This is a genomic window from Variovorax sp. P4_D9 (assembly GCF_056401695.1).
The window spans coordinates 1-16,698 of sequence record NZ_JBFUIU010000114.1 but is presented as its reverse complement, the minus strand read 5'-3'; the positions used below and the strand labels follow the sequence as shown (position 1 = coordinate 16,698).

At 68.1% G+C, this 16,698-nt stretch carries 17 protein-coding genes and 3 pseudogenes; 8 read left to right on the top strand and 12 right to left on the bottom strand.

What is annotated here, in order from left to right:
* From AC1DY5_RS14995 to AC1DY5_RS14980, 4 genes and pseudogenes are all read left to right on the top strand, one after another.
* Window positions 1–350 (top strand): annotated as a pseudogene (locus AC1DY5_RS14995) (4-hydroxyphenylpyruvate dioxygenase); the annotation flags it as partial.
* Window positions 351–501: 151 nt separating this feature from the next.
* Window positions 502–1,038, top strand: a pseudogene (locus AC1DY5_RS14990) (homogentisate 1,2-dioxygenase domain-containing protein); the annotation flags it as partial.
* 20 nt (window positions 1,039–1,058) lie between these two features.
* Window positions 1,059–1,394 (top strand): annotated as a pseudogene (locus tag AC1DY5_RS14985) (fumarylacetoacetase); the annotation flags it as partial.
* Between the two features lie 121 nt (window positions 1,395–1,515).
* Window positions 1,516–1,905: a tripartite tricarboxylate transporter substrate-binding protein gene (locus AC1DY5_RS14980; RefSeq protein WP_478112467.1), complete on the top strand. Its 390-nt coding sequence runs from the start codon at window positions 1,516–1,518 to the stop codon at window positions 1,903–1,905.
* A gap of 184 nt (window positions 1,906–2,089) precedes the next feature.
* On the opposite strand, the gene AC1DY5_RS14975 is transcribed toward AC1DY5_RS14980, so the two are convergent.
* From AC1DY5_RS14975 to AC1DY5_RS14930, 10 genes are read right to left on the bottom strand one after another with little or no spacing between them, the layout of a single operon-like run.
* Window positions 2,090–2,644 (bottom strand): NADPH-dependent FMN reductase, encoded by a 555-nt coding sequence (locus AC1DY5_RS14975; protein WP_478112465.1) that lies wholly within the window; start codon window positions 2,642–2,644, stop codon window positions 2,090–2,092.
* Window positions 2,645–2,661: 17 nt separating this feature from the next.
* Window positions 2,662–3,690 carry a uroporphyrinogen decarboxylase family protein gene (locus AC1DY5_RS14970; RefSeq protein WP_478112464.1) on the bottom strand — a complete coding sequence of 343 codons (1,029 nt, stop codon included), beginning with the start codon at window positions 3,688–3,690 and terminating at the stop codon, window positions 2,662–2,664.
* Window positions 3,691–3,731: 41 nt separating this feature from the next.
* On the bottom strand, window positions 3,732–4,436 hold the full coding sequence (locus tag AC1DY5_RS14965; protein WP_478112462.1) for an ABC transporter ATP-binding protein: 705 nt from the start codon (window positions 4,434–4,436) through the stop codon (window positions 3,732–3,734).
* Complete coding sequence (locus tag AC1DY5_RS14960) at window positions 4,429–6,171, bottom strand: branched-chain amino acid ABC transporter ATP-binding protein/permease (RefSeq protein WP_478112461.1); 1,743 nt, start codon at window positions 6,169–6,171, stop codon at window positions 4,429–4,431. Before AC1DY5_RS14960 ends, AC1DY5_RS14965 begins: the two co-directional genes overlap by 8 nt.
* A complete protein-coding gene (locus AC1DY5_RS14955; RefSeq protein ID WP_478112459.1) occupies window positions 6,168–7,031 on the bottom strand; it encodes a branched-chain amino acid ABC transporter permease in 864 nt (287 codons plus the stop codon). Before AC1DY5_RS14955 ends, AC1DY5_RS14960 begins: the two co-directional genes overlap by 4 nt.
* Window positions 7,028–8,242: an amino acid ABC transporter substrate-binding protein gene (locus tag AC1DY5_RS14950; protein ID WP_478112458.1), complete on the bottom strand. Its 1,215-nt coding sequence runs from the start codon at window positions 8,240–8,242 to the stop codon at window positions 7,028–7,030. Before AC1DY5_RS14950 ends, AC1DY5_RS14955 begins: the two co-directional genes overlap by 4 nt.
* Before the next feature lie 47 nt (window positions 8,243–8,289).
* Complete coding sequence (locus tag AC1DY5_RS14945) at window positions 8,290–9,270, bottom strand: Bug family tripartite tricarboxylate transporter substrate binding protein (protein WP_478112456.1); 981 nt, start codon at window positions 9,268–9,270, stop codon at window positions 8,290–8,292.
* A gap of 25 nt (window positions 9,271–9,295) precedes the next feature.
* Complete coding sequence (locus AC1DY5_RS14940; protein ID WP_478112454.1) at window positions 9,296–10,432, bottom strand: CaiB/BaiF CoA transferase family protein; 1,137 nt, start codon at window positions 10,430–10,432, stop codon at window positions 9,296–9,298.
* Window positions 10,429–11,238: a citryl-CoA lyase gene (locus AC1DY5_RS14935; RefSeq protein WP_478112452.1), complete on the bottom strand. Its 810-nt coding sequence runs from the start codon at window positions 11,236–11,238 to the stop codon at window positions 10,429–10,431. Before AC1DY5_RS14935 ends, AC1DY5_RS14940 begins: the two co-directional genes overlap by 4 nt.
* A 38-nt stretch (window positions 11,239–11,276) precedes the next feature.
* Window positions 11,277–12,164 (bottom strand): dioxygenase family protein, encoded by an 888-nt coding sequence (locus tag AC1DY5_RS14930; protein WP_478112450.1) that lies wholly within the window; start codon window positions 12,162–12,164, stop codon window positions 11,277–11,279.
* A 106-nt stretch (window positions 12,165–12,270) separates the two neighbouring features.
* Between AC1DY5_RS14930 and AC1DY5_RS14925 the strand changes: the two genes are divergently transcribed.
* Window positions 12,271–13,179, top strand: coding sequence for a LysR substrate-binding domain-containing protein (locus tag AC1DY5_RS14925; protein ID WP_478112448.1), 909 nt, complete (start codon window positions 12,271–12,273; stop codon window positions 13,177–13,179).
* Here AC1DY5_RS14925 and AC1DY5_RS14920 read toward each other — a convergent pair.
* Window positions 13,151–14,086 (bottom strand): LysR family transcriptional regulator, encoded by a 936-nt coding sequence (locus AC1DY5_RS14920; protein ID WP_478112447.1) that lies wholly within the window; start codon window positions 14,084–14,086, stop codon window positions 13,151–13,153. The genes AC1DY5_RS14925 and AC1DY5_RS14920 overlap by 29 nt on opposite strands.
* A gap of 140 nt (window positions 14,087–14,226) precedes the next feature.
* On the opposite strand from AC1DY5_RS14920, the gene AC1DY5_RS14915 reads away from it, so the two are divergent.
* The 3 genes from AC1DY5_RS14915 to AC1DY5_RS14905 are packed head-to-tail and all read left to right on the top strand — an operon-like array spanning window position 14,227 to window position 16,159.
* A complete protein-coding gene (locus AC1DY5_RS14915) occupies window positions 14,227–14,772 on the top strand; it encodes a hypothetical protein (protein ID WP_478112445.1) in 546 nt (181 codons plus the stop codon).
* Entirely contained in the window at window positions 14,769–16,034 is a 1,266-nt protein-coding gene (locus AC1DY5_RS14910) for an MFS transporter (RefSeq protein WP_478112444.1), read from the top strand. Before AC1DY5_RS14915 ends, AC1DY5_RS14910 begins: the two co-directional genes overlap by 4 nt.
* Entirely contained in the window at window positions 16,031–16,159 is a 129-nt protein-coding gene (locus tag AC1DY5_RS14905; protein WP_478112443.1) for a hypothetical protein, read from the top strand. Before AC1DY5_RS14910 ends, AC1DY5_RS14905 begins: the two co-directional genes overlap by 4 nt.
* 3 nt (window positions 16,160–16,162) lie before the next feature.
* On the opposite strand, the gene AC1DY5_RS14900 is transcribed toward AC1DY5_RS14905, so the two are convergent.
* Window positions 16,163–16,698, bottom strand: a 536-nt coding sequence (locus AC1DY5_RS14900; RefSeq protein WP_478112441.1) for a class I adenylate-forming enzyme family protein, incomplete at its 5' end; no start/stop codon positions are given.

Sequence of the window (16,698 nt, the reverse complement as noted above, 5' to 3'; positions counted from 1 at the left end):
TCCTCAGCGACAACCTGATCGACACCATCGACCAGCTCGGTCTGGCCGGCGTGCCCTTGATGACCGCACCCAACGACATCTACTACGAGATGCTCGAGACGCGGCTGCCAGGCCACGGCCAGCCGGTCGCCGAACTGCAGGCGCGCGGCATCCTGCTCGACGGAAGCACCGAGGGCGGCAMCCCGCGCCTGCTGCTGCAGATCTTCTCGGAGACCGCCTTCGGCGGCCCGGTGTTCTTCGAGTTCATCCAGCGCAAGGGCGACGACGGGTTCGGCGARGGCAACTTCAAGGCCCTGTTCCAGTCGATCGAGCGCGACCAGGTGCGCCGCGGCGTCCTGAAGACGGACTGAGGTCCGAGCTTCGGCCTCCGGGGAGAGGCCGACCGACAGCTAGTTTCCACGCGCAAGGCTTTCGCCGAAGGAGTCGTCGCGCCCCGTCGATTCGCCTCTACCAAGTTCCAGGAGACAAGCATGTCCACGTCGACCATCGCCGCCAAAGACGCACTCTCCGATCGATGTCGTCGCCTGGCACGGCAACGACGCACCGTACAAGTACGACCTGCGCCGCTTCAATGCCATCGGTTCGATCAGCTTCGACCATCCCGATCCGTCGATATTCCTTGTCCTGCACAGCGCCTCGGACACGCCCAGCTTCAGCAGCATCGACTTCGTGATCTTTCCGCCGCGCGTGCTGGCCATGCAGGACACCTTCCGCCCACCCTGGTTCCATCGCTGTCGCGAGCGAGTTCATGAGCCTGGTGCACGGCGCCTACGACTCGAAGGCCGAAGGCTTCTCGCCCGGGAGAGCGAGCCTGCTCAACAGCATGACCGGCCACGGTCCGGACGCGGAGACCTTCGAGAAAGCCAGCCGGCCGACCTGTCGAAGCCCGACGTGATTCGCGACACGATGGCCTTCATGTTCGAGACCCGCTGCGTGCTGCGCCCGACCCGGCATGCGCTCGAATCGGCCGAACTGCAGGTCGACTACTACCGTTGCTGGCAGGGACTGCAGAAGCACTTCGATCCGAACAAGCCTTGAACGCCACCGAGGAACCTACCATGACACCCACCACCGACACTACGCACGACGCGAGTCTGAAAAGCTGGCTCGAATCCGCCAACGATCCCGCTTGCGACTTCCCGATCCAGAACCTTCCCTTCGGCCGATTCCGACGCGAGCATGACAGCGGCCTCTGCATCGGTGTCGCCATCGGGGACCAGGTGCTCGACCTGCGCCGCGTGGGCCTGGTTCAAAGCGGACAGATGAACCAGTTGATGCGTCTTCCGCGAGAAGCCCGTCTGGCGATCCGACAAGCCATCTCGGAAGGCATGCGCCAGGGCAGCGCGCAACAATCGAAGTTCAAGGCCGCGCTGGTTCCGCAAGCCAGGGTCGAGATGGGTTTGCCTTGCGAGATCGGCGACTACACCGACTTCTACACCAGCATCCATCACGCAACGACCGTGGGCAAGCAGTTCCGCCCCGACAAAAGGCTCCGGCCCGTCGCTCGCGGACGCCATGGGCGGTCAGATTCCGGTGGTGTCATCCACCTTGGGAGCAGCACTTCCCCACATCAAGGCGGGGAAGCTGAGGGCGCTGGCGGTCACCTCCGAGAAGCGCTGGCCGACGCTGCCCGAGGTACCGACCGTCACGGAAGTGATCGGCAAACCCTTCGTACACCTGACCTGGCTCGGGATCCTTGCCCCCAAGGGAACGCCTGCGCTAGTGTTGGCGCAGCTCAATGCCGAGTTGAACAGGGTGGTGTCCGACCCGGCGGTCAAGGCGACGATCGACGGCATGGGGACCACCGCGGTGGGCGGGTCCGCGATCGCCTTCCAGAAAGTCATCGACGACGAGGCCGTGGCTTCCAAGGCCCTCGTTCAAAGCGCCAAGCTTCGGGGCGATTGACGGGATCGCGCCGGGCCGAGTTCGATAGAGCGATGGCCTTGAGCGGCGCGACACGCGTGCACGGGTCGAGAGGTCGGACCCAAGGATGGGTCCGGGCCCAGTCTCGGAATGGGCGGCGCGCTTCGTTCAGCGCAGCGAGGCACTGCGCAACGCAGGCCCCTGAAGCCGGCCGGCAGGCCTCGCGTCAGTCGGCCAGGAGCCTTCCCGCGAACGAGGAGAACCGAGCCAGATAGGCACGAAGGAACGCGGCCGTCGCTGCTTCACGCACCGTGTCCTCCGCGTCCAGAAGCTCGGGCTTGAACGAAATGTAGGCCTCGCCGCCGACCACGGAAGCGCCGAGGATGCCGAGGATCTGCCGCAGGTGCTGCTGGCCGACGGCGGTGCCGATCGCGCCCGGCGAAGTCCCGGTGATGGCGATCGGCTTGTCCTTCCACACATTGCGATCCATCGGCTTGGAGCCCCAGTCGATCGCATTCTTCAGCACCGCGGGGACCGAGCGGTTGTATTCGGGCATGACGATGAGCATGGCATCCGCCCGCGCGCATTGCGTGGTGAATGCGTTGACCGCGGCCGGCCTGTCCGCCTCCAGGTCGCCGTTGTACATCGGCAGGTCCCCAAGCGCGATCTCGTGGAAATCGAGTTCGGGTGGCGCCAGCTTAGTCAGCGCCCGGGCCAGCCGGCGATTGAGGGAGGCCTTGCGCAGGCTGCCGATGAGGATGGCGGTCTTGATGGTCTTCACGGAATGTCCCAGGGGGCTCACGCGGCGCCGTGCGCCTCGCGCAGGATCTTCGCCGCCGAGACCATCGCCCGCAGCTTGGCCGTGGCGACGTCGCGCGCCAGATACTTCATGCCGCAGTCGGGTGCCAAGATCACGTTCTCGGGCTTGACATACGGCAGCGCACGGCGGATGCGCTCGACGATAGTCTCGACCGACTCGACCTCGGGCGTCGACAGGTCGATGCAGCCCACCATCACCCGCTTGCCGTCGAGCGCCTGCAGCGCCGAGCAGTCCAGGTGCGACTGCGCCGTCTCGACCGACACCTGCCGGCAGCTGCATTGCGCCAGTTCGGGCAGGAAGGAGTAGCCGCTGGGCCGCTCGTGGATGATCGCCGCGTAGCCGAAGCAGATATGGACTGCGGTCGTCCCCGTGATGCCGTCGAGCGCGCGGTTCAGGGCCGCGAGGCCGTACTGCCGTGCCTTCTCGGGCCGCGCCTGCATATAGGGCTCGTCGATCTGCACCACGTCGGCGCCGGCCGCGAACAGGTCGCGGATCTCGGCGTTGACCGCCTCGGCATAGTCCATCGCCGCTTCTTCCTCGCTGCCGTAGAAGTCGTTCTGCGCCTGCTGCAGCATCGTGAACGGACCGGGCACGGTGATCTTGACTTGCCGGTCGGTGTGGGCGCGCAGGAACTTCAGGTCCTCGACCTCGACCGCATGGCGGCGCCGGATGCGGCCGACGATGCGCGGCACCGGGTTCGGATGGCCCGAGCGGTCCAGCGCCGTGCCGGGGTTGTCGAGGTCGATGCCGTCGAGCGCGGTCGCGAAGCGGTTCGAATAGCTCTCGCGCCGGATCTCGCCGTCGCTCACGATGTCCAGGCCGGCCTCCTCCTGGGCCCGGATCGCGATCAGCGTGGCGTCGTTCTGCGCCTCTTCCAGGTACTGCGGCGGAATGCGCCAGAGCTCGCGTGCCCGCACGCGCGGCGGGAAGCGGCCGGCGAGCTTGGCACGGTCGATCAGCCAGTCGGGTTGCGGGAAGCTGCCGACGATGGTGGTGGGAAACAGCATGCGGATCTCCAGGGTCTGGTGGAACAATGGACAAGGACGCGTCAGACGCCCAGATAGGCGCGCTGGATCTCGGGCCGGGACAGCAGCTCCTGCGGCGCGCCCTCGGCCACCACGCGGCCTTCTTCGAGCACGTAGGCTCGCTGCGAGATCTCCATCGCCATCACGACGTTCTGCTCGACCAGCAGCACCGACATGCCTCCCGCGTTGATACGCCGGATGGCGGCGAACATGTCGTGCACGATGCGCGGCGACAGGCCGAGCGAGGGCTCGTCGAGCAGCAGCAGCCGCGGCCGCGCCATCAACGCGCGGGCGATCGCGACCATCTGCTGCTGGCCGCCCGAGAGTTCGCCCGCCGGGCTCGCGAGCTTCTCCTTGATAGCCGGGAACAGCTCGATGACCTGCGCCAGCGTCTCCCGCCGTTCGGACTTGGCCTTCGGCAGGTAGCTGCCGAGCTCCAGGTTCTCGAGCACACTCATGCCCGTGAAGAGGCGCCGGCCCTCGGGCACCAGCGCGATGCCGACGTCGCAGAAGCGGTGCGCCGGYAGCTGCGTGATGTCGCGGCCGTCGAGCGAGATGCTTCCGCCGCGCGCGCGCAGCATGCCTGCGATGGTGTTGATGAGCGTGGTCTTGCCGGCGCCGTTGGGGCCCACCACGCACAGCAGCTCGCCGTCCCGGACGTCGAGCGAGACCGACCACAGCGCCTGCGCGGCGCCATAGGCCACCTGGAGATCGCGCACTTCAAGCATGGGCCTTCCCCAGGTAGGCGGTCATAACCTCKGGCCGCTGCATGACGTCGCCGACCGCGCCTTCGGCCAGCAGCTCRCCGTGATTCAGGACTACGATCCGGTCGGTGAGCGCCATCACGGCGCGCATCACGTGCTCGACGAAGACGATGGTCGAGCCCTGGTCGCGGATGCGCCGGATCAGCGCCACCGCATCGTCGATCTCGCTCGGCGTCAGCCCGCACAGCACCTCGTCAAGCAGCACCAGCCGCGGCCGCGCAGCCAGCGCGCGGGCGAGCTCGAGGAACTTGCGCTGGTGCAGGTTCAGGTCGTCCGGCCGCGCGCCGGCCTTGTCCTCCAGGCCGGTGAACTCGAGCCAGCGCATCGCCTGCCTGCAGGCCGCGGCGGGGTTGCGGGTCGAGCCGCCGAACATCGTCGCGACCGCCACGTTCTGCAGCACGCTCAGGTGCGCGAACGGACGCGGGATCTGATAGGTGCGGGCGATGCCGCTGCCCGCGATGCGATGCGCCGGCAGGCCGTTCAGGCAGCGGCCCTCGAACCAGATCTCGCCGCCGGTCGGCGCGAAATGGCCGCTGACGACATTGATGAAGGTCGATTTGCCGGAACCGTTGGGCCCCAGCAGGCCGAGGATCTCGCCGCGCCGCACCTCGACATCGACGCCGCCCAGCGCGCGCACGCCCTTGAAGGCCTTCGACAGGCCCTGCACGCGCAGCAGCACGTCGCCCCGCGCGCCTGCGGTCGCGGCGGAGCGGACCGGCGCCTCGGACACCGGAGTCGGGCCGCTCGGCACGGCCGGCGCGCGCTTCCAGATGCGGCGCAGGCGCTCGAGGATACCGTCGGGCATGAACAGGATCGCCGCGATCAGGATGACACCGATCATGGCCTTGCCGGCCACCGCATGGTCGGCCGCCGTGAAGCTGTAGAGCAGTCCAGTGATGACCACGGCGCCGATCGCCGGCCCGGCCCAGTGGCGCGTGCCGCCGAGCACGCTCATCAGCACCACCGTCAGCGGCACCGTGATCGTGAAGACGTCGCCGGCGGTCACGTAGGAAAGGAACAGCGCGTGGATGCCGCCGGCCACTCCGGCCAGCGCGCACGAGATCGCCAGTGCGAAGAGCTTGTAGCGGTAGGTGGGCACGCCCAGCACCTCGGCGGCGTCCTCATCGTCGTGGATCGCGAACAGCCCGGCGCCGAACTTCGACACCTGGATGGCCCAGGCGATCAGCAGCGTGGCCACGGCCGCGGCGAGCGCCAGCAGGTAGAAGGTGGCCGAGGGCGTGGGCCCGATCTTCGGCACAGGCACCGCGGCCAGCGAGACGCCATTGCCGCCGTCCAGCGGCGTGTTAACCACGATGGTGCCAATCACGAAGGTGATCGCCAGCGTGAGCAGCGCGAACAGCTCGCCGCGCACGCCCTTGACGCGGAACACCACGGCACCCAGCGCCACGCCGAGCAGCGCGGCGACGCCCGCGGCCACCGGCAGGGTCCAGAGAAAGGGCCAGTCGTAGCGTGCCATCAGGTTGGCGCTGGTGTAGATGCCGGCGCCAAAGAAGGCGCCGTGGCCGAAGGAGAAGTAGCCCGAGTAGCCGGACAGGATGTTCCACGAGGTCGCCAGCACCACCCAGTGCAGCATCAGGTAGAGCAGCGAGTCGTAGAAGGCCGGCAGGCCCAGCCGCGGCACAAAGGCCAGGGCCGCGCCGGCCAGCACGATGACCATCGGGGTTCGTTGGAAGATCATGCGGTCTTTCCGGGTCGCAGGACGAGGATCACGATCAGCAGCGTGAACGAGACGATCGGCGCCCACGAGGGTGCGGTCACCGCCATGGTGATCGCCTCGCTGATGCCGATCAGGGTGCCGGCGACGAGCGGCCCCAGCGCGCTGCCCAGGCCGCCCAGCATCACGGCCGCGAACACGACGCCGATCCAGGCGTACATCTGCGACGGCGCCAGCGTGAAGCTCAGAGCCAGGCAGACGCCAGCGACGCTGGCGAGCGCGGCGCAGGTGCCGGCCAGCGCCAGGCCGATCGCCTTCTGGTTGACGCCGAAGGCCGCGGCCACCGGTGCGTCCTGCGCGGCGGCACGCATCGCGCGCCCGAGGTCGGTGTAGCGCAGCACCGCCCAGACCGCGAAGGTGAGGCTCAGCGCGAGCAGCAGCGTGATGAGTTCGGGCACCGGCACGAACAACCCGCCGAGCTTGAACTTCTGCTCCGCATAGCTCGATTCGAGCTTGCGGAAGTCGGCGGTCCAGATCGACTGGATCACGCTCTCGGCGATGCCGGTGAGGCCGAAGGTCAGCAGCAGCGAATTGAAGGGCGTCACCTGGAAGCGGACCATCACCCAGTGCAGGCCGGCACCGAGCACAAGGAAGGCCGGCACGATGACCAGCAGCGTCAACAGCGGGTCCATGCCCATCGTCGAGAGCTGGTAGCAGAGGTAGGCCGCCAGGAAGGCGAACGCGAAGTGCGCCAGGTTGATCAGCCGGAGCAGGCCCCAGCTCAGGCTCAGGCCCAGGCCCATCAGGCCGTACAGCGCACCCACGAAGATGCCCGACAGGATGGACTGGGACAACAGCGAAAGGCTGGGCAGCGTGAAGTTCACGGCGTCAGCAGCTTGGCGCCACCCGAGGTGACTTCCTTGGGCCACACCACGACCCACTTGCCATCCTGGATCTGCTTGATGCGCATCAGGTCGTCGCCGAAGTTGCCGGTGCCGTCGAAGCGCAGCTTGCCCTGCAGGGTATCGATCTTGTGCGACTTGAGGTAGGCGGCGATCGCCTTGTCGTCCAGGCTCTGGGTGCCGACCACGCCGGCCTCGAGGATCTGCCAGGCGGTGTAGGAAGCCGCGGCCTGGGTCTCGACCGAGGTATCACTGAAGCCGGCCTTGGCCGCGCGCTCGCTGTAGATCTTCACGAACTCGGCGGCGCCGAGGTTGGAGGTGAAAGGCGGCTGCGCCTCGAAGATCGTCGCCGACAGCGCGTTCTTCGCGTCCGGCGACGCCAGCAGCGGGCCGGGCGCCGGGTAAAGATAGAAGTGCTGCGGCGGCGAATAGTCGATCTTCTTCATCGCGTCGAGCAGCAGGTTGCCCTCCAGGCCGATGGCGCCGACCCAGACGAAGTCGGGCTTGGCGTCCTTCACGCGATTGGCGATCGGGCCGAAGTCGCGGTTGCCGAAATCCCATTCGAGGAAGAGCACCTCGGTGAGGCCGCGCTTCTTGAGCACTTCGCGCGCGCCCGCGCTCATGAACTGGATCGACGGGAACTTGCTGGTCACCACGGCCACCGTCTTCGGCGGCTTGGGTGACGCCGCCAGCGCGTCGAACAGCGTGTTCGGCACCGTGTTCGCCGGGTCCGAGCCGATCGACCAGGCCGGGAACTGCATGTCGTACTTGGCCAGCGACGGGATGCCCAGCGTGTGGTGCACCAGCACCTTGTTGTAGCGCTGCGCCACGCCCATCGCCGACAGGATCGCGCCGGTCGCGTACGGCCCCATCAGGAGGTCGACCTTGTCGGCCGTGACCAGCTGCTCGTACAGCGTGCGCGCGAGGTCCGGCTTCGACTGGTCGTCCTTCACCACCCACTCGACCGGCCGGCCGAGCAGGCCGCCGCGCTTGTTGAGCTGCTCGACGTAGACCTCACCCACCAGCTTGTGGATCTGCGCGGTGGCCGACAGCGGGCCGGTCAGCGCCAGCGTGCTGCCGATGCGGATCGGCTGGCCAGCAGGCTGCTGCGCGAAGGTCAAGCCGCTCGCCGCGAGGGCAATGGTGGCGACGGCCGCGCGCCGATCGATGCCTGGGAATTTTCCGGTCTTCATGGTTGCTGTCTCCTGTAGGTTCTTATGAGCGAAGCGAATCGGATCTGTCAGTCGACCTGCGCACCGGAGCGCTTGACCAGGCCCGCCCACTTGACCAGCTCCTTCTGGTTGAAGGGCTGCAGGTCCTCGGCGCGCATCTGGCCCGGCTCGACGCCCTGCTCGCGCAGCCGCGTCATCACCTCGGGCTGGGCGAGCACGGCGGCGCTGGCCGTGCGCAACTGCGCCAGGGTGGCCGCGGGGGTCGCCGCCGGCGCGTAGAGCATGAACCAGGCCACCAGGTCGAAGTCCGCGATGCCCTGCTCCATCAGCGTCGGCACCTGGCTCGCCACGGCGCTGCGCACCGCGCCGCTCGAACCCAGCGCACGCAGCTTGCCGGCCTTGATCTGCGGCATCACGGCGGCCGGGTGATAGAACATGAAGTCGACCTGCGACGACATCACGCTGATCAGCGCCATGGCGCCCTCCTTGTAGGGCACGTGGAGCATCTTGCCGCCCACCCGCTGGGCCAGCAGTTCACCGGCCAGGTGGCTGGAGGTGCCGTTGCCGGCCGAGGCGAAGGTCAGGCCGGCCGGCCGGCCCGCAACCTGCGCCAGGTCCTTGAGCGACTTGAACGGCGAATCGGCCGCGACCACCAGCAGGGTCGGCGTGTAGCCGATGAAGGCAACGGGGACGAAGTCGCGCGCCGTGTCGTAGGGCAGCTTGCTGAACAGCGCCGCGTTGATCGCATGCGTGCCCACGGTCCCTATCACCAGCGTGCGGCCATCGGGCGGCGACTTGGCGACCAGGTCGGTGCCGGTCGATCCACCTGCGCCCGCGCGGTTGTCGACGACCACCGTCTGCTGCAGGTTCCTGGCCAGCGCGTCGCCGACGATGCGGCCGACCGTGTCGGTGGTGGTGCCGGCGCCGAAGGGCACGACCATCCGGATCGGCCCCTTGTTGTCCTGCGCCTTCGCGAGCCCGCCCAGCAGCAGCGCGCCGGCAACGAGCGCCGCCGCGCCGAGAAATTGAATCGTCGTCCTGAAAGCCATGTCCTGTCTCCGTCCCGTCGTTGTTCTATTTGCGCTTGAGCGCGGCGCGGATCTCGTCGCTGTGCTCGCCGAGCATCGGCGGCGGGCGCACCTCGAGCGCACGCTCGCCATCGAAGCTGACCGGCGAACGTACCGTGCGGAACAGCCCCATCACCGGATGCTGGGCCGAAGTCATCAGCTGCAGATGCTTGGCCTGCGGGTCCTCGAGCGCCTCGCTGGTGTCGTACATCGGCGCGTTGGGCACGTCCTCGCGCTGCAGCCGTCGGCACCATTCGTCGCGTGGCTGGGTCTGAAAGCGCTCGCCCAGCAGCCGGATCAGGGTCTCCTGGTTGTCGATGCGGGCGTCGCGGGTCGCGAAGCGCGCGTCCTCAAAGATGTCGGGCTGCTCGATCGCGAGCGCGAGTCCGCGCCAGAACTTCTCGGGCGACGACATGTGCAGCGCGATCCACTTGTCGTCGGCGCAGCGCAGCACGTAGGACTGCGAGACGCTGGGCCGGCTGTAGGGGCCCATCACCTCGTCAACCTGGAAGAAGTGCGTGAAGGCATCGAGGTTGAAGTGCGCCATGGCCTCGAGCATCGACACCTCAACCTTGCGCCCGACGCCGGTCCGGCTGCGCTCGAACAGCGCGCCCAGCGCCCCGTAGGCGGCATAGAAGCCGGTCAGCGAATCGGCGATGGCCGGGCCCACCACGCGCGGGTTCTCCGGGTTCACGAGCAGGTGGAGGAAGCCGCTCGCGGCCTGCGCCACGGTGTCGTAGGCCGGCCGGTTGGCAGCCGGTCCGGTGGCGCCGAAGCCGCTGATCGCGACGTAGATCAGCTTCGGATTGAGTGCCTGCAGACGCTCCGCACCGACGCCCAGCTTCTCCGCCACACCGGGGCGGAAGTTCTGGATGTAGACGTCGGCTTCGGCGATCAGCGCGTCGAGCACCTCGCGGTCGGCGCCGTCCTTGGTGTCGAGCGTGATGCTGCGCTTGTTGCGGTTGTAGGTCTGGTAGTGCGGGCTGTAGAGACCGTTCTTGAAAGCGCGGAACGGGTCGCCGGTGCCGGGCTGCTCCACCTTGATCACGTCGGCGCCGAGGTCGCCGAGCAGCATGCCGGCCGCCGGACCGGTGATGAAGGTGCCCTGCTCGACCACCTTCAGGCCTTTCAGCACCGGTATCATGCGGGCCGCCCTCCGAAGCCCTCAGGCACTTCGCCTTCGTATTGCGCTTCGCGCGTCGCCTGGTAGGACAGCGCGAAGCCTATCGGCTGGCGGATCTCCTCGACCATGTGGGCGATCAGGCCCGCGGTGCGGGCGAGCATCGGCACGCCCTTGAGCCCTTCGACCGGGAAGCCGGCGCCGAGCAGCACGGCCGGGATCGCGCCCGAGACGTTGAGCTTGAGCGGCTTGCCCAGTACCTCGGGCAGCAGGGCTTCGGCCGCCTCGGCGATGGCGACGAAGCGCAGGTCGGTGCCGGCCGCGCGCGCCGCATCGAACAGCGCGCCCACCCGCTCGTCGCGCTCCTTGTGCAGCGGATGGCCGTAGCCCGGAAGGGATCGCCCCGCCGTGCGCCAGGCCTTCATCACCTCGAGGGCGGCGGCATCGATCGCCATGCCCGCCTGCACCTTGGCATCGATCTCGCTGAACATGCGGCCGGCCGTTTCCGACGAGCCGAGCACCACAGAGCCGCAGCCGAGGATGCCTGTCGCCACCGCGCCCTGCATCGCATCGGGGGCCGCGGCGAAGGTCATGCGCGCGGCCTGCACGCTGGGCACCAGGCCGTGCTCGGCGATCGCCACTAGCGTGGCGTTCAGCACGGCGGCCTGTCCTTCGGTGGGCCAATGGCCGGTCAGCAGCAGGAAGAAGTGATCGACGAACGACACCTTGCCGATCAGTTCCTTCGACAGGTCGTAGCCGCGAATGACGATGCTGTGGGCGTCCGAGGTGCTAATGGACGTGCGGGGCACGGTGGCCTTGCCGATCTTCATGGGAATCCTTGTCGAGTAAGAAGGGGTGCGAGGGGCGTTCAGGCCGGCACGGGCGCGAGGCGGACGTCGAAGCTGGCCGAGTGGTAGGGCACGCCCATCTCGCGGCCATCCACGGCCTTGCCGGGGGCATGGGTCTCGAAGTCGACCACCAGGCTGTCGCGCTTGCCGAAGACGGCGTCGGCATCGATGTACGGGCTGCCGCCGACGAACAGCTGCGTGGTCAGCGTCACATGGCCCGGCGCCGACACCTGCAGGTGGATGTGGCCGGGTCGGAAGATGCTGCGATCGGTGGAGCGCATCATCTCGCCGACCGGGCCGTCGTCCGGGATCGGGTAGTAGGCGGGCCGGATCGACCAGAACCAGTAGCGTCCCTGGGCGTCGGTGTGGAAGCGCCCGCGCGCGCCCATCGTCGGCTCGCTGCTGAGCTGCACGTCGTACTTGCCGTTGCCGTCGCCCGACCAGACATCGAGCAGTGCGCCGGCCAGCGGCTCGCCCCGCACATCGGTCACGCGGCCCATGTAAAGGGTCGGCTCGCCCAGCACGCCCTTGCCGATGTCGGCGCCCAGCGGCAGCTCCGGCGCACCGGCCCAGTAGAACGGGCCTTCGACCGTGGCCTCGGTCGCCTCGGTCGCGCCCTTCGCTTCGCCGCTCGCGCGCGCCTGCGCCAGCGCCACCACCATCATCGACAGGCCGAGCGTGTCCGAAAGCAGGATGAACTCGGGCCGCTTGTCGGTCGAGATCTGCCCTGTGGCCTCGAGGAACTTCATGCCGGCGAGCCATTCCTCGGGCTTGAGATCGACCTCGCGCGCAAAGGCGTGGATGTGCTGGACGAGCGCGCTCATGAGCTGGCGCAGGCGCGGGTCGGGCGTCTTGCCGAAGGCTTCGAGCACGTCCTGCGTGATGCTGTCCTGGTTGTAGTCGGCCATGGTGTTGTCTCCTGATGGGGCGGACGATAGGCCTTGGCCGAAGCGCTGACAAATGATTACTTTCCATCGATATCATCGATGGCATCGATCATTAGCAGGGGTTTCCATGGAGATGAGGCATCTACGCTACTTCGTCGCGCTGGCCGATTGCCTGAGCTTCACGCGGGCGGCGGAGCGCGTGCACGTGACCCAGTCGACGCTCTCACACCAGATCAAGCAGCTCGAGGAAGAAGTGGGTCAGCCGCTGTTCGAGCGCATCGGCAAGAAGGTGGTGACAACCGAGGCCGGGGAGCTGCTTCGGGGCTTTGCCTCGCGCGCGCTGCGGGAGGTCGATCAGGGCGTGGCGCTGCTCAAGCCGGGCGCCGGCAACCTGACGGGCAAGGTGCGCATCGGCGCCACCCACACCTTCAACATCGGGCTGATCCCCGAATGCGTGGCGCTGTTCCTGGCGCGCCATCCGACGGTGCGCATCAGCGTGGAGGAACTCGCCGCCGAGGTGATCGTCGCCCGGCTCGCGGCCGGCGAACTGGACCTGGGCATCGCCTACCGGCCGGAAGATCCGAGCGACCTGTGGTTCGAGCCGCTCTACAACGAGGAGATGGTGCTGGTCGTGTCGCCGGCCCATCCGCTGGCGGGGCGCAAGCGCATCCGCATGGTCGAGCTGCACCGACAGGACCTGGTGCTGGTGTCGACCGCCTTCTCGACCCGCACCATGCTCGACGAGTGCTTCCGGGCCTGCGGCGCCGAGCCCACCGTGGTGGCCGAGATGTCGACGGTGGCGCCGATGCTCGCGCTGGTCGCGCGCACGATGATCGGCTCGATCGTCGCCATCAATGCGGTGCCGGAAGGCATGCCGGGCCTGAAGGTGATCCCGCTTGAGAGCCCGACCCCGATCCGCACGCCGGGCATTCTGTGGCGGCTCGGCGAGGGCAAGCCAGCGGCCGTGCAGTCCTTCGCGGTGATCCTGCGGAAGACCGCGCTGGGAATCAGCCTGCGGCGGGAGGGGCCGGGTTGAGGTCGGCGCGCGCGTGGCGTTCTGAGCATGTCTCCCGCACGCAGCCGCGCAGCCATCGATGCGCGAGATCGCCATCCATTCTCGGATGCCAGAGCAATGAAACGGTGAGTTCCGGCACGGGGACCGGAAGCGGAAAGCTCTGCATGCCGGCGCGCAGGCCTGCGGTGTGCCGTTCGGGAACGCTGGCGACCAGGTCGGAGGCGCGCGCCAGTGCCAGCGCGGTCGAGAAGCCGCCGACGACCGTCGCGACGTCCCGCTCCAGGCCGAGCGGCTTCAAGGCTTCATCGATCAGTCCCTTGTCGAAGCCGCGGCGCGACACGACGACGTGCCTCCCGGCCGCATAGCGGCCCGGCGTGATCTCACCCTGGCAGAGCGCATGGCCGGTGCGCACGACACCGATGAAACGGTCCCTGAACAAGGCCTGCACACGCAGTTCGGGGCTGGTCGTGCCGCCGATGACGCCCGTCTCCAGATCCACGGTTCCGTCGCGAAGAGACGCGCTCTCCTTGTCCGGCTTCTGCACGAAGCGCAGCCGCACGCCGGGCGCCTCCTTGCCGACGCGTTCCAAGAGCTCGGGTCCGAAGGTCTCGACGAAGCCTTCGCTGGTGCGCAGGGTGAACACTCGGACGATCGCCTCGAGATTCAGTGCCTCGGCGGGACGCAAGACCGCTTCGGCATCCTGAACCAGATGGCTCACCCGCTCACGCAGTCCGAGCGCGCGGGGTGTCGGCACCAGACCGCGTCCGGCCCTGACCAGCAGCGGGTCTCCGGTCGTTTCCCGCAATCGCGCCAGCGCCCGGCTCATCGCCGACGGGCTCAGCCGCAGGCGTCGGGCCGCACGCGCGACGCTGCCTTCGGACAGCAGGACATCCAGGGTGACGAGCAGGTTCAGGTCGGGCGCGGACATACACCCGACGCTAGCACGGACTGGCGTGACATCGCGTCAGACGCATGTATATGTTGCGAATGCTGCGCCTTCCGCTATTTCACGCCCAGACCTATCTTCAAGGGACACGCTTTCATCCAAGCGGAACTGAAGGAAAGAACATGAACAGCAATTCTCTTGAAGCATCGATCGAAGGGATCAAATCGGTTTGGGGACCTCTGGGCGACGAGGTGATCGCCGGTTGTCGCCGCTACCTGGAAAAGCTCGTCCGGGCGCCCGCCGCCGAGGACTGGCTGGCGGCGCTGCAGCGCGAAGCGCCGGCCAACAAGGAGCTGTACCGGGACCCGACGCACGGCTTTGTGCTGCTGGCGCACACGGAATACGCGGGGCTCTACCGGCCGCCCCACGACCACGGCAGGGGATGGGTCGTCTATGCGATGCAGCACGGTGAAATCGAGATGCGAACCTATGCCCGGGTTGTCAACCCGGACGGCAGCGTTCGACTGGTGAGAAGGGATTCGACCCTGGTGCGGCCCGGCCAGGTCCAGGTGTATCTGCCCGGCGATATCCACGACACACGGTGCATGACCGGTTCCGCGCTTCTGTTCCGCTTCACGGAGCGAGACCTGAAGAAGGAGGACACGGAAGAACACCGCGTGACGAGGTTCGTCGAGCGGGACGGCGCCTGGACCTTCGGGACGCCGTGACCCAGCCCCTCACCCAGGCCATGGACCACGGCTTGGCGCCGGCGTCCATCGCGCCCTCCCTGCGGCCGCGCACCGGCGCGATCGCCGCGGTGCTGGCGGCCATGGTGCTCGTGGTGCTCGACGCGGGCATCGCCAACGTGGCGCTGCCGACGATCGCGCGCGCTCTGCAAGTGACGCCCGCCATGTCGGTATGGGTCATCACGGCCTACCAGACTGCCCTGGTGATGRGACTGCTGCCCTGCGCCGCGCTCGGGGAAAGCCTGGGCCATCGCCGCATCTTCACGGCGGGCGTGGCTCTGTTCACGGCGGCGTCGGTGTTGTGCGCAGTTGCGCCGACCCTGCCCTGCCTCGTCGCGGCCCGCTTCCTCCAGGGCCTCGGGGGTAGCGCCGTGATGGCGCTCGGCATGGCGCTGCTGCGCGCCGTAGTTCCGCATCGGCAGTTCGGCGCCGCGATCGGCTGGAACGCGCTTGCCGTGGCGCTGTCCTCCGCGGCCGGGCCGACGATCGGCGCGGCGATCCTTTCAGGCGCGAGCTGGCCCTGGCTCTTCGCGTTGAACCTGCCCCTGGGCGCAGTCGTGCTGCTCGCCACCCGTGCGCTGCCAAATCTCGCCGGCACGGGGCGCCGGCTGGACCCGATCAGCGTATCGCTGAATGCAGGGGCCTTCGCATCCCTGGTCATTGGCGCGGAACTGCTGGTGGCAGCGCCGGCGCTGGCTGTCGTCCTGCTCGCAGCGGCAGCCCTCGTCTTGGCCGGGCTGGTTCGGCGAGAAATGCCGAAGGCAGCGCCCTTGATCCCACTCGACCTGCTCCGCGCGGATTCATTCCGCACCTCGGTGATCGCCTCGGTGTGCTGTTTCGCCGGCACGACCACGGGCCTGATGGCGCTGCCCTTCTACCTGCAGAAGAGCCTGGGGCAGGACGCCTTGATGACCGGGCTTTACATGACGCCCTGGCCGCTGACGGTGGCCGTCGCCGCGCCGCTCGCAGGACGCCTCGCCGACCGCGTCTCGACAGCCTGGCTCTGCGCCGCGGGCGCTGCGTTCGTTGCGATCGGTCTCTCGGCGGCCTCGTTGTGGCCGCGACGAGCCGACCGCAGCCGCTGGTCCTTCTCACCGTGCTGTGCGGCCTGGGTTTCGGCCTGTTTCAGGTGCCCAACAACCGCAACATGTTCCTCTCGGCACCCCCCGAGCGGAGCGGCGCCGCCGGAGGCCTGCAGGGCAGCGCCAGGTTGGCCGGCCAAACCGCAGGCGGGGTCGTCATGAGCCTGCTCTTCAGCGTTGCATGCGCCGACGCGGCGCCCAGGATCGGCCTCGGGATCGGCGCTGTGCTGGCGTTGGCGGCAGGCATCGTGAGCATGCTGCGGGCCGGACCGAGGGCGGTGTCCTGACCCTCAATGCACTGAACCCGTCCGGCCTTCCCAATAAGGCTTGCGCAGCTCGGTTTTCAGGATCTTTCCAGCACCCGTCATCGGCAGCGCGTCGCGAAACTCCACGCTGCGCGGACACTTGTAGCCGGCGATCAATTGCCGGCAGTGCTCTGTCAGATCCTGTGCGCTGGCACTGTCGCCCGGCTTGCGCACCACCACCGCGTGGACCGCCTCGCCCCACGCGTCGCTCGGGATTCCGATCACGGCGCAGGCGGCGACGCCCGGGTGCTGGGACAGCGCGTTCTCGACCTCGGCGGAGTAGACATTCTCGCCGCCGCTGACGATCATGTCCTTCAGGCGATCGACGATGTATAGGTAGCCGTCCTCGTCCATGCGCCCGCCGTCGCCGGTGTGCATCCAGCCATCGCGCAAGGCGGCGGCCGTCTGCTCGGGCTTGTTCCAGTAGCCCAGCATCACGTTGGCGCCGCGCACGGCCACCTCTCCCACGGTGCCCAAGGGAACTTCGACGCCCAGCGCATCGACGATCCGGACTTCGGTGG

Excerpts from the sequence above, each read along its gene's own strand:
- AC1DY5_RS14980 (WP_478112467.1), top strand. The coding sequence starts at position 1,516 with ATGGGCGGTCAGATTCCGGTGGTGTCATCCACCTTGGGAGCAGCACTT.
- AC1DY5_RS14905 (WP_478112443.1), top strand. The coding sequence starts at position 16,031 with ATGAGCCTGCTCTTCAGCGTTGCATGCGCCGACGCGGCGCCCAGGATC.
- AC1DY5_RS14940 (WP_478112454.1), bottom strand. The coding sequence starts at position 10,432 with ATGATACCGGTGCTGAAAGGCCTGAAGGTGGTCGAGCAGGGCACCTTC.
- AC1DY5_RS14945 (WP_478112456.1), bottom strand. The coding sequence starts at position 9,270 with ATGGCTTTCAGGACGACGATTCAATTTCTCGGCGCGGCGGCGCTCGTT.
- AC1DY5_RS14925 (WP_478112448.1), top strand. The coding sequence starts at position 12,271 with ATGGAGATGAGGCATCTACGCTACTTCGTCGCGCTGGCCGATTGCCTG.
- AC1DY5_RS14970 (WP_478112464.1), bottom strand. The coding sequence starts at position 3,690 with ATGCTGTTTCCCACCACCATCGTCGGCAGCTTCCCGCAACCCGACTGG.
- AC1DY5_RS14950 (WP_478112458.1), bottom strand. The coding sequence starts at position 8,242 with ATGAAGACCGGAAAATTCCCAGGCATCGATCGGCGCGCGGCCGTCGCC.
- AC1DY5_RS14930 (WP_478112450.1), bottom strand. The coding sequence starts at position 12,164 with ATGGCCGACTACAACCAGGACAGCATCACGCAGGACGTGCTCGAAGCC.
- AC1DY5_RS14915 (WP_478112445.1), top strand. The coding sequence starts at position 14,227 with ATGAACAGCAATTCTCTTGAAGCATCGATCGAAGGGATCAAATCGGTT.
- AC1DY5_RS14935 (WP_478112452.1), bottom strand. The coding sequence starts at position 11,238 with ATGAAGATCGGCAAGGCCACCGTGCCCCGCACGTCCATTAGCACCTCG.
- AC1DY5_RS14920 (WP_478112447.1), bottom strand. The coding sequence starts at position 14,086 with ATGTCCGCGCCCGACCTGAACCTGCTCGTCACCCTGGATGTCCTGCTG.